This is a genomic window from Streptomyces sp. NPDC046465 (assembly GCF_040646035.1).
Classification (GTDB): Bacteria; Actinomycetota; Actinomycetes; order Streptomycetales; family Streptomycetaceae; genus Streptomyces.
The window spans coordinates 240,956-255,253 of sequence record NZ_JBEYZK010000014.1 but is presented as its reverse complement, the minus strand read 5'-3'; the positions used below and the strand labels follow the sequence as shown (position 1 = coordinate 255,253).

Here is a 14,298-nt window from a genome sequence, read left to right as displayed (position 1 = left end):
TCGTTACTTCGTTCTTGCGTTTCCGACTCTATCAGACTCTTTCGTGTCCGACTTCCTCGGTGCCTTTCCGGTTCCCGCTCCGGCCTTTCGGCTTTGGCGTTTCCCTTTCCGGCGGTTCCGACTTTATCAGGTCCTATTCGACTCTCTGACCACGACCACCGCAGACATGCGGGGACGGACCCAGGGATAGGATCTGACGTGAAGGTTGCCGCCGGGACCGGGCGCTTAGTGCGCCCCACGGCCTCAGGCAGGAGTCCGACTGTACATCGGGCCCCGGGCAGGTGCAAATCGTTTGTGCACCTCCTCTACGTCCGCCAACCGGGACCTCTCATGCGGAACCGGGACTTCTTATGACTTACCCTTCTGAACAGTGCGTCGTCCAGGACAGGTAGTGGCGGCGACTATGAATCTCCACCCCCTGGGAGGCTTGCCATGACCAGTGTTTCGTCCCCGCTTGTAGGACGCGCCATCGGGCTCTCTGCTGTACCTGATCCCGTGTTCTCGGGCGCGATGGTCGGGCCTGGCACGGCTATCGATCCCGCGCGCGAGCCTTCCGAGGCCGTGTCTCCCGTGGACGGCATCGTCGTCTCTCTTCACCCCCACGCGTTCGTGGTGGTCGATGATCAGGGTCATGGCGTGCTGACGCACCTCGGCATCGACACCGTGCAACTCAACGGTGAGGGCTTCGAGCTCCTCGTCAACAAGGGCGACACCGTGCGGCGCGGCCAGGCCGTGGTGCGCTGGGACCCGGCCGCCGTCGAGGCCGCCGGCAAGTCGCCGGTGTGCCCGATCGTGGCACTCGAGGCCACGGCGGAGTCCCTCTCCGACCTCGTCGAGGACGGCGAAGTGAAGGCCGGCGACGCGCTCTTCAGCTGGAAGTGACGTCATCGCCGTCGCTGACGGCAGGTACGACAACCACCGCGGCGGCTGGGCCCGTCGCACAACCGGAGACGGGTGAAATGGAGACAACGCTGCGAGGCGTCGGTGTGAGCCACGGTGTGGCGATCGGCGAGGTTCGGCACATGGGCACGGCGGTTCTCGAGCCGCCCGCCAAGCAGATTCCCGCGGAGGAGGCCGAGCGCGAACAGGGGCGTGCTCGCCAGGCCGTGGAAGCTGTGGCGGCCGACCTGAACGCGCGCGGTCATCTGGCCGGTGGCGAGGCCCAGGCGGTGCTCGAAGCGCAGGCCATGATCGCCCAGGACCCGGAGCTCATGTCCGACGTCGACCGGCGCATCACCGTCGGCAGCACGGCCGAGCGTGCCGTCTACGACGCCTTCTCCCACTACCGCGAACTGCTTGCCGGTGCCGGGGAGTACATGGCCGGTCGGGTGGCGGACCTCGACGACGTGCGGAACCGCATCGTCGCCCGCCTTCTCGGCGTGCCGATGCCGGGCGTCCCGGACAGCGACGAGCCGTACGTGCTGATCGCCCGTGACCTCGCGCCCGCGGACACCGCGCTGCTCGACCCGGCTCTCGTCCTCGGCTTCGTCACCGAGGAGGGCGGGCCCACGAGTCACAGCGCGATCCTGGCGCGGGCGCTCGGAGTGCCGGCCGTCGTCGCGCTGCCGGGGGCGGGTGAGCTCGCCGAGGGCACGGTCGTGGCCGTGGACGGCAGCACCGGTGAGATCTTCGTGGACCCGAGCGCGGAGAAGAAGGAGCAGCTCGAGGCTGCCGCCGCCGAGCGCAAGGCCGCGCTGGCCGCCGCGACCGGGCCGGGTGCCACGTCCGACGGGCACAAGGTGCCGCTGCTCGCCAACGTCGGCGGTCCCGCCGACGTGCCGGCGGCCGTCGACGCGGGGGCCGAGGGCGTCGGCCTGTTCCGTACCGAGTTCCTCTTCCTGGACGACAGCACGAAGGCGCCGTCCGAGGAGAAGCAGGTCGACGCGTACCGCAAGGTGCTGGAGGCCTTCCCCGAGGGCCGTGTCGTCGTCCGGGTGCTGGACGCCGGCGCGGACAAGCCGCTGGACTTCCTCACGCCCGCCGACGAGCCGAACCCGGCCCTCGGCGTGCGCGGGCTGCGGTCGCTGCTCGACCACCCCGACGTACTGCGCACACAGCTGACCGCGCTGGCCAAGGCCGCCGAGGGCCTGCCCGTCTACCTCGAGGTCATGGCCCCGATGGTGGCCGACCGTGCCGACGCCAAGGCCTTCGCCGACGCGTGCCGCGAGGCGGGGCTGCGGGCGAAGTTCGGTGCGATGGTCGAGATCCCCTCGGCCGCCCTGCGGGCGCGCTCGATCCTGCAGGAGGTCGAGTTCCTCTCGCTGGGCACCAACGACCTCGCGCAGTACGCCTTCGCCGCCGACCGTCAGGTGGGCGCCGTGTCCCGGCTGCAGGACCCGTGGCAGCCCGCGCTGCTCGACCTGGTCTCGCTGTCCGCCGAGGCGGCCAGGGCCGAGGGCAAGAGCTGTGGCGTGTGTGGCGAGGCGGCTTCCGACCCGCTGCTCGCGTGTGTGCTGACCGGTCTCGGTGTCACCTCTCTCTCGATGGGTGCGGCGTCCATTCCTTACGTGCGTGCGACGCTCGGGAAGTACACGCTGGCGCAGTGCGAGCGTGCCGCTTCGGCCGCGCGCGCCGCGGACAGTGCCGAAGAGGCCCGCACGGCTGCGCAGGCGGTGCTGTCGGGCGAGTAGCTGTCCGCTCTGCTCTGCTTTTTCGAGGGGCGCCCCACCGGTTGGTGGGGCGCCCCTGGTCGTTCAGTGGGTGTGGCCCCCTTCGGGATCACCTTCTTCGAGGTCGGGTGCCGCGCAGTAGTCGACGCCTGATTCCGGGGAGACGAGCTCTCCCGAGAGGGCGTCGGTGCAGTACGCGTCGAAGACCTCGGCCGCGGTGAGGGGCTGGAGTCGCCCGCCGCTCATGCGCCAGCCCTGGACACGGTCGCGTGTGCCGTCGGCGCTGGAGCGCAGCACCATGCCGGCCGCGCGGTGGGTGGCGATGCCGACCGCGAGGACCGTGGCGAACTCCAGGGCTTCGGTGTCGTCGAGCATGGCCCGGCCGTCGGCGGCGATCTCGACGTGCAGTGCGGCGAGGAGCGTCTCGGGGTCGGAGGGCACGCTGCACACGAGGTGCCTGGTGCCCGGGCCCGAGGTGTCGAGGGCGCGGGTGATCAGTTCGGAGGCGCGGGCGAAGGCTGCTCGTCCGATGTCCTCGCCGCAGGTCGCGCAGGGGCCCGTGCGGGCGAGCACCAGCGTCGCGTACTCCCAGGTGGCTTGGCGGACCGCTTCGTCGACCAGGTCGGGGACGAGGTCGGTGAGGGGCTGGCCCTCGTACGGAACGGAGGGGCCGTCCGAGGCCAGTTCCGCGGTGAAGCGGGTGCGGCTGTCCGGGGTGTCGGGGTCCAGGCCGCTCTCCGCGCAGAACTGAGCGTAGTCCTCGGGGTCGAAGAGGGCGACGGTGGTGTGCCTGCCCTGGGAGGCGAGGGTCCTGAGGAGTCCCTCGACCTGGCGGAGGTAGGTCTCGTGGTCGTCGAAGGTGAAGGTGCGGTAGCGGCGCATGGCCGCGAAGTCCTCCTCGTCGGCCAGCAGGCCGATGGTTCCGGCGACTTCGCGGCGCAGTGCGCGTCGCATGGTGTCGTGCCGAGCGTGCGTCATGCTTCCCCCTGCATTCGGTCGATCAATGCTCACTCACAGTAACGGGAGGCACTGACAACGGCTGCTGAGCTGGGGGAAGGCGTGGCCTTCAGGCTCGTTTGCGGGCCAGGTCGGCGTAGAAGTCGAGGAGTTCGAGGCGGTCGACCGAGCCCGGGTTGACTGCTTTGTCCAGAGGCGTCCCTTGCAGGAGGCGCTTGACGGGGACCTCGATGCGCTTGCCCGTGAGGGTGTGCGGGATGCCGGGGACCTCGATGACCTCGTCGGGGACGTGGCGCGGCGAGCACTGCTCACGGATCGTCAGCTTGATGCGTTCGCGCAGGGCGTCGTCGAGGGCGGCGCCGTCGGCGAGGTGGACGAAGAGGGGCATCCAGTAGCCGCCGTCGGGCTGTTCGACGCCGATGACGAGGGTTTCGCGGATCTCGGGGAGCCGTTCGACGGCTTCGTAGATGTCGGCCGAACCCATGCGTACGCCCTGGCGGTTGAGCGTGGAGTCGGAACGGCCGTGGATGACCACGGAGCCCCGTGAGGTGAGGGTGATCCAGTCTCCGTGGCGCCAGACGCCGGGGTAGGTGTCGAAGTAGCTGTCGTGGTAGCGGATGCCGTCCGGGTCGTTCCAGAAGCGGATGGGCATGGACGGCATGGGGTTGGTGACGACCAGTTCGCCGACTTCGTCGATGAGCGGCTTGCCCTGGGGGTCCCATGACTGCAGGTCGGTGCCCAGGCAGGGGGCCTGGAGTTCGCCGATGTGGACGGGGAGGGTGGGGACGGCTCCGGCGAAGCAGGAGCAGACGTCCGTCCCGCCGCTGACCGATGCCGTCCACAGGCCGCCGGGGGTGTCGGCGAATTCGTCGTGCAGCCAGCGGAAGCCGTCGGGCGGCAGCGGGGACCCGGTCGTGGCGACGCAGGTGATGCGGGAGAGGTCGAAGTCGCGGGCGGGGTGGACGTCCGCCTTCCGGCAGGCCATCACGTAGGCGGCGGAGGTACCGAAGAGGGTGGCTCCGGTGCGCTCCGCGATGCGCCACTGGGCGCCGGTGTCGGGGTGGCCGGGGCTGCCGTCGTACAGGACGATCGTGGTGCCCGTCAGGAGGCCGGAGACGAGGAAGTTCCACATCATCCAGCCGGTCGAGGTGTACCAGAAGAAGCGGTCGTCGGGGCCGAGGTCGCAGTGCAGGCCGAGCTGCTTGAGGTGTTCGACGAGGATGCCGCCCTGGGACTGGACGATGGCCTTGGGCAGGCCGGTGGTGCCCGAGGAGTAGAGCACCCACAGGGGGTGGTCGAAAGGCACCGCTTCGAAGGTGGGGGCAACGTCCGCCGAGGTGAGGGCCGACCATTCCAGGGCGCCGTCGGGGGCGTCCGTGCCGAGCAGCGGAATGTGGACGACGGCGCGGAGGCTCGGCAGTTCGGAGCGGAGCTCGGCGACGGTGTCGCGGCGGTCGTGCTGCTTGCCTCCGTAGCAGTAGCCGTCGACGGTGAAGAGGACGACCGGTTCGACCTGCTGGAAGCGGTCCAGGACGCTGCGGGCGCCGAAGTCGGGGGCGCACGAGGTCCAGACGGCGCCGACGGCGGCTGTGGCCAGGAGGGCGACGACGGCCTGCGGGACGTTCGGCAGGTAGCCGCTGACGCGGTCTCCGGGGCGTACGCCGAGGTTGCGCAGCTCCGCGGCCAGGGAGCCGACCTGGCGGCGCAGCTCGGCCCAGGTGACGGGCTGTGGGTCGTGGCTCTCGTCGACGTGGAGGATCGCGGGGGTGTCCGCGCGCGCGGGGTCCTCGGCGGCTCGCAGTGCGTGCTCGGCGTAGTTGAGGGTCGCTCCGGGGAACCACTCGGCGCCCGGCATGGAGCGGTCGCCCAGCACGCGCGCGTAGGGCGTGGTGAAGCGGACGTCGAACCAGTCGGTGACGGCCTTCCAGAACGTCTCGAGCTCGGTCACCGACCAGCGGTGCAGCGCTTCGTAGCCCCCGTCGGCCGGGGCTCCGTAGTGCTCGGCCGCCCAGGCCTGGAATCGGGTGACCTGCGCGGCGGCGATCCTCCCCGGGCTCGGCTGCCAGAGCGGCGCAGGGTTCGCTGAGGACGTCATGGGGCGGCTCCCGGACTGTACGCGTCGTATGCGTGGAGTGCGCACGTGCTGGGTGTGCGCGTGAACACGGCTGAAAGGGACGATGCCACGTGATCGACTTCCACACCAGGGTGTTCCCCACACGGTCGACCCCGCGGACATGTGTCGTCGCCCCAGGTGAACGGCAGTTGAACGCGGCACACACATGGCTTCTTCGGTGGCAGGGTGAGCAGCATGAACGGTCGTGACCTGGTGCGTTCGGTGAAGGCGGTCGGCATGGTCGGCACGGCGCAGGGGTTGCGCACGGTGCGCTCCTCCTGGCGCAGGTGGCGGGCGGACGCGAAGGGGCTGGCGCCCCGGGACACGGAACGGGCCCGGGTGCCGGGTGCTGTGACGGGGATGGAACCGGCGCCCGGTGGCGGTGTGGTGCGGTTCGCGCGCTCGGAGCTGCGGGTGCGGGTGACGGTCGGCGGGGCGGTCTTCCTCGGCTGGGACGGGGCGGAGCCCGGGCCGTCGTACGCGCTGTCGTGCCGGAGCCCCGAGCCGGATCCACGGGCTGTCCTGGAACCCGACAAGGAGGGCGGCTGGCGGGTCGTGTCGGAGCGGGCGACGGTCGTCGTGTCGCGGCACGGGGCGGTCGAGCTGCGCACGCCGGGCGGTGTGATGCTGCGGCGGGATCTGCCGCCGCGCTGGTGGGAGCCTGCGGAGGGGGGTGCGGCGCGCTGGCTGCAGCGGTCGGAGGTGGCGGCGGACGCCCGGTTCTTCGGCCTCGGCGGGCGGTCCGGGGGGCCGCGGCTGCGGAACGGGACGTACCGGCTGTGGAACACCGATCCGGGTGGTTCGTTCGGGCCGGACGACGATCCTCTGTACATCACGATGCCGGTGCAGATGGTGGTGGCCGACGCCGGCACGCACCTGGTCTTCCACGACAACTCGTGGGACGGCGAGGTCACGGTGCACGAGGGTGTGGAGGGTGCCGGTTCGGGTCACGACCGGGCCGGTGCGTGCGAGGTGCGGATGAGCGGCGGTCCGCTGCGGTCCTGGACGATGGTGGGCACTCCCCCGCGCGTGCTGCACACCTGGGCGTCGCTCACCGGTCCACCGGCGCTGCCGCCCTCGTGGGCGCTCGGGCACCATCACGCGCGCTGGGGCTTCGGCAGCGAGCAGGAGGTGCGCCGGGTCGTCGCGGGGTACCAGGGGCGTGGACTGCCGTTGGACGCCGTCCATCTGGACATCGACCACTACGACGCGCACCAGGTGTTCACCGTCGACAAGGAGCGTTATCCGAAACTGCCGCAGTTCGCGGACGAGTTGGGCAGGGACGGGATCCGGCTGGTCTCGATCGTCGACCCGGCGGTGAAGTCCGAGCCGGGCGTCGAGGTGTACGACAGTGGGGCGGCGGCCGATGCTTTCGTGCGGGATGCCGAGGGGCGACCGGTGCGCGGTGTCGTATGGCCTGGAGAGTCGGTGTATCCGGATTTCACCGACCCGCGCGCGCGGGAGTGGTGGGGCACGCTCTACGAAGAGCGGTTCGATCAGGGGTTCTCGGGCTTCTGGCACGACATGAACGAGCCGGTGTCGTTCGCCGCGTTCGGGGAGGCGACGCTGCCGCGGTCGGCACGGCATTCCCTGGAGGGGCGTGGTGGTGACCATCGGGAGGCCCACAACGTGTACGGCCTGGCGATGGCGCGCGCCGGGTACGAGGCGCTGCGCAGGCTGCGCCCCGAAGAGCGGCCCTTCTTGTTCTCGCGTTCCGGTTGGGCGGGGATGCAGCGCTACGGAGGGACGTGGTCCGGCGATGTGTCCACGGGCTGGCCGGGGTTGCGGGCGTCGCTTTCGCTGGTCCTCGGGCTGGGTCTGTGCGGTGTGCCGTATTCGGGTCCGGATGTGGGCGGGTTCGACGGCAGTCCGTCGCCGGAGCTGTATCTGCGGTGGTTCCAGCTGGGGGCGTATCTCCCGCTCTTCCGTACGCACGCGGCGATCACGGCGGGGCGGCGCGAGCCGTGGGAGTTCGGTGACGAGGTGCTCGGGCACGCGCGTGAGGTGCTCGCCGAACGCCGACGGCTGCTGCCGTACTTCGTGACGCTGGCCCATCTCGCGCGGCGCACGGGCGCTCCGTATGTGCGGCCCCTGTGGTGGGGCTCTCCCGAGGACCGGGCGCTGCGGGACTGTGAGGACGCGTTCCTGCTCGGGGACTCGCTGCTGGTGGCGCCGGTGCTCGAGAGCGGTGCGGTGCACAGGGCGGTCCGGCTGCCGCGGGGGCGCTGGTACGACACTACGACCGGCACGGCGTACGAAGGGCCGGGCAAGGTGCTCGTGGAGGCTCCGTTGTCGCGCGTTCCGGTGTTCGCGCGCGCGGGCACGGTGCTGCCGGTGCGGGGGTGTGACGGCGGTCTTGAGCTGGAGGCGTGGGCGCCCGCCGCGGGGGGCGCGGGCGGTGGCCTCGTGATCGCCGACGCGGGTGACGGGTGGGCGGAGGCGGAGCTGGAGCGGTTCACGACGCGGTGGAGCGGGGGGCGTGTGGTGGTGGAGCGGGACGGCGACGCCGGGCCCGCACCGGGTCGTCCGGTGCGGGTACGGGGACTCGGCGGCTGAAGGTCAGTTGTGGCTCTCTGCAAGGCGGTCTGCTGCCCCCGGAGGGTCAGTAGCGGCCCAGGGACGGTGGTCAGTAGCGGCCCTCGGAGGGTCAGTAGCGGCCCTCGAACCACGCGTTTGCCGCCACCGTGTGCAGCGGGAAGGCGAGTTCGTCCGGTCGGCGCAGCACGTCCCAGCCTTCGGTCTCGTCTGTCGCCACGGACGCCGGCAGGTCGGCGGCGGGGCGTTCGGGGAGGAGGCCGAAGAGGAGCAGGTAGCCGTCGGGGGCGCTCATGGCGTCGGCGAGGCGGACGTCGCGGCTTTCCGCGCCGATGCCGGTCTCCTCCTTGAGTTCGCGGACGACGGCATGACGCCAGTCCTCCCTGTCGTCGATGAACCCGCCGGGCAGGGCGATGCCTCCGCGCGCGGGAGCGATGGTGCGGGTCACGACGACCAGGCCGGTGCCCTGGGCGTCATACACGGGCTGCAGGGCGACCGCCACGGGCAGCGGGTTGCGGTACGTCACCGCGCCGCATGCGGGGCAGGTGCGCGGCCCGCCGGAGGGCTGGTCTTCGAAGGGGGCTCCACAGCTGGAACAGTGGCTGTTCGGAAGGGAGTTGGTGTGGTGTGGGGATGCGGACACGCCGCGGACTGTATCCGATCGCCGACGCGCCGGTCTTTCGCGGGTGCCCGGGGTCCTGGTAGACGCAGGGGGCATGACAGGACTTCTCCCCTCCCCGCGGAATTTCTCCGCCCTGCGGAGCCTCCCCGCCCTGCGGAACCTCGCCGTCTGTGCCGCCGCTCTGCTGGCCGTGGCCTCCGCCCCCTCCCCCGCGCACGCGAAGCCCGAGCCGAAGGCTCCCGAGGAGTTCGTCGCGCTGCGCGACGTGGACCCGACGATCATCCAGGAAATGCGCTACTTCACGCCGCACAACTTCGTGGGTGAGCCCGTCGACGGCTACCGGAAGCCGATGTGCATCCTGACGGAGCCGACCGCGAAGGCGTTGCACAAGGCGCAGCGTGCCCTCCTTCGCAAGGGCTACTCCCTGAAGGTGTACGACTGCTACCGGCCGCAGCGGGCCGTCGACCACTTCGTACGCTGGGCCAAGGACCTCGACGACGAGCGCATGAAGGCGGAGTTCTATCCGCATGTCGACAAGTCGCGGCTGTTCGCGGACGGGTACATCGCGGAGAAGTCCGGGCACAGCAGGGGTTCGACAGTGGATCTGACCGTGGTGCGGCTGCCGGCGGTGCCGACCCGCCCGTACATTCCCGGCGAGCGGCTCACGCCCTGTTTCGGACCGCGGAGCGAGCGCTTCCCGGACAACTCCGTGGACATGGGGACGGGCTACGACTGCTTCGACACGCTCTCGCACACGGACGATCCCCGGATCGCCGGAAAGCAGCGCGCCAACCGCGATCTGCTGCGGAACGTGCTCTCCAGGGAGGGCTTCGCCAACCTTCCCGAGGAGTGGTGGCACTTCACCCACAAGCCGGAGTTGTTCCCCGACACCTACTTCGACTTTCCCGTCGCGCGGAGCTCGCTGCGGGGGAAGTGAGGGCAGCGGTACGGGCAGCTACGGGGAGGGCGTCCGGGGCCACCCCCGTCGGTCCCGGACACCCTCCCCCGGTACTCGGACGCAAGAGAGGGCTGTCCGGTTCACTGCGCCTCGGTCTTCGTACCCCCTAACGGAATACGGTTGCCCGTGGCACACTCCTGACGTTCCGTCAGATCAGCTGCCTGGAGGAGCCTTGTCGCGTACGCACACACCCGTGGTGGCCCACTGGTTCACCGGGGAGGGTGACGACTTCCGCCTCCTGGGCACACGCTGCTCGGCGTGCGCCTGCGTCTTCTTCCCCCGCGAGGACGGGTTCTGCCGCAATCCCGGCTGCGGGGGCGGGGAGCTGACCGAGGTGCCGCTGTCGCGGCGCGGGCGCGTCTGGTCGTACACCGACGGCCGCTACCGGCCACCGGCGCCCTATGTCTCCGACCCGGAACTTCCGTGGCTGCCCTACACGTTGATCGCGGTGGAGCTGGCGGCGGAGCGCATGGTGGTGCTCGGGCAGTCGGTTCCCGGGGTCTCCGTCGGGGACCTCGAGGTCGGCATGGAGGTGGAGGCCGTGCCGGGCGTGCTGAACGAGGACGACGAGACGACCTGGACGACATGGCACTGGCGGCCCGTGGGGGTGGGCGCATGACCGGCGAGGTGGCGGTGCTTGGCGCAGGCATGCACCCCTGGGGCAAATGGGGGCGCTCGTTCGTCGAGTACGGAGTGAAGGCCGCGCGAGCGGCGCTCGCGGACGCCGGGATCGAGTGGCGGGACGTGGGCTCGGTCGTCGGCGCGGACACCGTGCGCGGCGGCTATCCCGGGTACGTGGCCGGGGCGACCTTCGCCAAAGCGCTCGGCTGGCAGGGCGCACGCGTCGCAAGCGTGTACGCGGCGTGCGCGTCCGGCGCCCAGGCCATCAACACGGCGCGTACACAGATCCTCGCGGGCATGGCCGACGTGGTCCTGGTGGTCGGGGCGGACGCGGCCCCCAAGGGGTTCTTCCGGCCCGCCGGAGGGGACCGGGCCGACGACCCCGACTGGCTGCGCTTCCGGGTCCTCGGGGCGACCAACCCCGCCTACTTCGGGCTTTACGCCCGCCGCCGGATGGCCGTGCACGGGGACACTCTGGAGGACTTCGCCCAGGTCAAGGTGAAGAACGCGGCAGCGGGCGCGCTCAATGCGAACGCGCGCTACCGCAAGACCGTCACCGCCGACGAGGTCGCCGCCTCTGCCGTCGTGGCCGACCCGCTGCGGCTGCTCGACATCTGCGCCACCTCGGACGGTGCCGCCGCCCTGGTGCTCACCGGCATGGAGTTCGCGCGGCGGCACGGAGTGACCGATCCGGTGCGGATCCGCGCGGTGTCCACGGTCTCCCCGACGTATCCGACCACGGTGCTCGACCTGCCGGACATCGCCACCGACTCGGCGGCGGTCGTGCACCCGGCCGACGGCACGTTCCGGGCGTCCATCGCGCGGGCGGCGTACGACGAAGCGGGCATCGGCCCCGAGGACATATCGCTGGCCGAGGTCTACGACCTGTCGACCGCCCTGGAACTGCAGTGGTACGAGGACCTGGGGCTGTGCGGCGAGGGCGAGGGGGCCAAGCTGCTCCGGGACGGGGCGACGGCGCCGGGCGGGCGCGTGCCCGTGAACACCAGCGGGGGCCTCGCGTCCTTCGGTGAGGCCGTGCCCGCCCAGGCCATCGCCCAAGTCTGCGAGATCACCTGGCAGTTGAGAGGTGCCGCAGGGGCGCGGCAGGTCGAAGGGGCACGGGTGGGGATCACCGCGAACCAAGGCCTGTTCGGCCATGGTTCCGCGGTCGTAGCGGTGCGCTGACACCCGGCGGCGGGGCCTGCCGGGCCCCGGTCAACCGTTGCCGTCCGCGACCTTGACGCTCCATCACCATCGGTGAACACTTCCGGGTGTCAGTCGGCGTCGCCACTCCTCGGCCCCCGGCGCCCAGAGCCTCTGTGCGCGCGAAGGGCCTGTGCGAAGGGCCTGGTCAACAGGCCATCCCCCATGGGCGGTACGACTGTGACGGCACGCTCGCCATGGACGCCGGGCGGGGCGCGGGAGACTCCCTGCCTCCGGCTGCAACAGCCGGGCGTATCCAGGCAGTAGTCGTGGGAAACGCACCCTGCACGGAGGACCGGGGCGCACCGCCCCGGGCGAGGGCCTAGGAGCCGCCATGTACTCGAACGGGGACGTCTTCGTCGGTGAGATCATCGGCACCGCGATTCTGATTCTTTTCGGCGCCGGCGTATGCGCCGCCGTCACGCTCAGCCATTCGAAGGCGAAGGCCTCCGGGTGGGTCGTCATCTCCTTCGGATGGGGCTTCGGCGTGCTCGCCGGCGCCTATACCGCGGGGCCGCTCTCCGGTGGCCACCTCAACCCCGCCGTCACGCTCGGCATCGCGATCGACACCGGCGACTGGGACCAGGTCTGGGTCTATCTGCTCGGGCAGATGGTCGGCGCGATGCTCGGCGCCGTCCTCGCGTACCTCGTCTACTTCGCGCAGTTCCAGGCCAACGTCTCGCGCGGGGCGAAGGGCGACTCGGAGGGCGTGCACCAGCCGACGCCGACGCTCGGCATCTTCTCCACCATCCCCGAGATCCGGAACCCGGTCGCCAACATGATCACCGAGGTCATCGCGACCGTCGCGCTGGTGCTGCCGATCCTCGCCTTCGGTCTGACCAAGGGGCTCGGCGAGTCCGGCACACAGACGCTCATCGTGGCCTTCCTCGTCGTCGGCATCGGTCTCTCGCTCGGTGGCCCCACGGGCTACGCCATCAACCCGGCGCGCGACCTCGGTCCGCGCATCGTGCACACGTTCCTGCCGATCCCGAACAAGGGCACGTCCGACTGGAGTTACTCCTGGATTCCGGTGGCCGGACCACTGATCGGCGGAGCCCTCGCGGGCCTCATCTACAACGTCGCCTTCTGAGTCCTCTCGTCAAGGGGTAGCCATGCCGGACAGCTCCGAGAAATTCGTCGCCGCCATCGACCAGGGCACCACCTCGAGCCGTTGCATCATCTTCGACCAGGACGGCGCCATCGTCGCCGTGGACCAGCGTGAGCACCGCCAGATCTTCCCCAAGCCGGGCTGGGTGGAGCACGACGCCACCGAGATCTGGTCCAAGGTGCAGGCGGTGGTCGCGGGGGCGATCGCCAAGGCCGGGCTCCGCGCCGACCAGGTGAGCGCCCTCGGCATCACCAACCAGCGCGAGACCACGGTGCTGTGGGACCGCGCCACCGGCAAGCCCGTGCACAACGCGATCGTCTGGCAGGACACCCGCACGTCCGGGCTCTGCAACGAGCTGGGCGGCGCGGACGGCCAGGACCGCTTCCGGGAGCGGACGGGACTGCCCCTCGCGAGTTACTTCTCCGGGCCCAAGGCCGCCTGGCTGCTCGACAACGTGCCGGGGCTCAGGGCCCGCGCCGAGCGCGGCGAGATCGCCTTCGGCACCATCGACTCCTGGCTGATCTGGAACCTCACGGGCGGCACCGACGGCGGCAAGCACGTCACCGACGTCACCAACGCGGGCCGCACCATGCTGATGAACCTCCAGACGCTCCAGTGGGACTCCTCGATCCTCTCGGCGATGAACGTCCCCGAGGCGATCCTGCCGGAGATCAGGTCGTCGGCCGAGGTGTACGGGACAGCCGTGGGCCAGCTCTCCGGAGTGCCCGTCGCCTCCGCCCTCGGCGACCAGCAGGCCGCCGTCTTCGGACAGGCCTGCTACGACACGGGGACGGCTAAGAACACCTACGGGACGGGCAGCTTCCTGCTGCTCAACACCGGCAACCGGCCTGTCGCGTCGAAGAACGGGCTGCTCACGACGATGGGGTACAAGATCGGCTCCGAGGCGCCCGTGTACTGCCTGGAGGGGTCCATCGCGATCACGGGCGCCCTCGTGCAGTGGTTCCGCGACCAGCTGGGCATCATCCGCTCGGCCGACGAGATCGAACCGCTCGCGGCGAGCGTGGAGGACAACGGAGGGGCGTACATCGTGCCGGCCTTCTCCGGCCTCTACGCCCCGTACTGGCGCTCCGACGCACGCGGCGTCGTCACCGGCCTGACCCGGTACGTCACCAAGGCGCACCTCGCGCGTGCGGTCCTGGAGGCGACCAGCTGGCAGACCCGCGAGGTCGTGGACGCCATGTACCAGGACTCCGGCGTGCGGATCACCACCCTCAAGGTGGACGGCGGCATGACCAAGAACAACCTGCTGATGCAGCACCAGGCGGACGTCCTCGGGGTGCCGGTGATCCGGCCCAAGGTCTCCGAGACGACGTGTCTGGGCGCGGCGTACGCGGCGGGCCTCGCGACCGGCGTGTGGAACGACCTCGACGAGCTCAAGACGCACTGGCAGCAGGACGTGGAGTGGACACCGCGGATGGACGCCGATGCGCGGGACCGCGAGTTCCACAACTGGCACAAGGCCGTGGAGCGGAGCTTCGGCTGGCTGGAGGACGGCGCGGGCTGACACCGGCCGGGCCCAACGGAACTGCGGCCCGTACCCCGGTCGGCGGG

General features: G+C 70.8%; 11 protein-coding genes. 8 read left to right on the top strand and 3 right to left on the bottom strand.

Translation table 11 applies throughout. The features are described 5' to 3' along the window. Positions 1–432: 432 nt before the first annotated feature. Together ABZ953_RS23305 and ptsP are read left to right on the top strand one after the other, a co-directional pair. A complete protein-coding gene (locus tag ABZ953_RS23305) occupies positions 433–882 on the top strand; it encodes a PTS glucose transporter subunit IIA (protein WP_361726901.1) in 450 nt (149 codons plus the stop codon). A gap of 77 nt (positions 883–959) precedes the next feature. Then, a complete protein-coding gene (gene ptsP, locus ABZ953_RS23300) occupies positions 960–2,630 on the top strand; it encodes a phosphoenolpyruvate--protein phosphotransferase (RefSeq protein WP_361726899.1) in 1,671 nt (556 codons plus the stop codon). 63 nt (positions 2,631–2,693) lie between these two features. On the opposite strand, the gene ABZ953_RS23295 is transcribed toward ptsP, so the two are convergent. Together ABZ953_RS23295 and ABZ953_RS23290 are read right to left on the bottom strand one after the other, a co-directional pair. After that, entirely contained in the window at positions 2,694–3,587 is an 894-nt protein-coding gene (locus tag ABZ953_RS23295; RefSeq protein WP_361726897.1) for a hypothetical protein, read from the bottom strand. 88 nt (positions 3,588–3,675) lie between these two features. Further along, entirely contained in the window at positions 3,676–5,661 is a 1,986-nt protein-coding gene (locus ABZ953_RS23290) for an acetoacetate--CoA ligase (RefSeq protein WP_361726895.1), read from the bottom strand. Positions 5,662–5,874: 213 nt separating this feature from the next. Between ABZ953_RS23290 and ABZ953_RS23285 the strand changes: the two genes are divergently transcribed. Next, the gene (locus ABZ953_RS23285) at positions 5,875–8,235 is read left to right on the top strand and encodes a glycoside hydrolase family 31 protein (RefSeq protein ID WP_361726893.1); all 2,361 of its coding nucleotides are present in this window, start codon (positions 5,875–5,877) and stop codon (positions 8,233–8,235) included. 91 nt (positions 8,236–8,326) lie between these two features. Here ABZ953_RS23285 and ABZ953_RS23280 read toward each other — a convergent pair whose 3' ends face one another. Further along, positions 8,327–8,857 (bottom strand): NUDIX domain-containing protein, encoded by a 531-nt coding sequence (locus ABZ953_RS23280; protein WP_361726891.1) that lies wholly within the window; start codon positions 8,855–8,857, stop codon positions 8,327–8,329. A gap of 73 nt (positions 8,858–8,930) precedes the next feature. On the opposite strand from ABZ953_RS23280, the gene ABZ953_RS23275 reads away from it, so the two are divergent. The 5 genes from ABZ953_RS23275 (at position 8,931) to glpK (ending at position 14,251) form a co-directional block, all read left to right on the top strand. Then, on the top strand, positions 8,931–9,773 hold the full coding sequence (locus tag ABZ953_RS23275; RefSeq protein WP_361726889.1) for a M15 family metallopeptidase: 843 nt from the start codon (positions 8,931–8,933) through the stop codon (positions 9,771–9,773). A 214-nt stretch (positions 9,774–9,987) separates the two neighbouring features. Further along, positions 9,988–10,413: a zinc ribbon domain-containing protein gene (locus ABZ953_RS23270; RefSeq protein ID WP_361726929.1), complete on the top strand. Its 426-nt coding sequence runs from the start codon at positions 9,988–9,990 to the stop codon at positions 10,411–10,413. Next, the gene (locus ABZ953_RS23265) at positions 10,410–11,600 is read left to right on the top strand and encodes a lipid-transfer protein (RefSeq protein WP_361726887.1); all 1,191 of its coding nucleotides are present in this window, start codon (positions 10,410–10,412) and stop codon (positions 11,598–11,600) included. Before ABZ953_RS23270 ends, ABZ953_RS23265 begins: the two co-directional genes overlap by 4 nt. Before the next feature lie 352 nt (positions 11,601–11,952). Next, positions 11,953–12,708, top strand: coding sequence for an MIP/aquaporin family protein (locus ABZ953_RS23260; RefSeq protein ID WP_361726885.1), 756 nt, complete (start codon positions 11,953–11,955; stop codon positions 12,706–12,708). A gap of 22 nt (positions 12,709–12,730) precedes the next feature. Beyond that, complete coding sequence (gene glpK, locus ABZ953_RS23255; RefSeq protein ID WP_361726883.1) at positions 12,731–14,251, top strand: glycerol kinase GlpK; 1,521 nt, start codon at positions 12,731–12,733, stop codon at positions 14,249–14,251. Positions 14,252–14,298 lie beyond the last annotated feature (47 nt).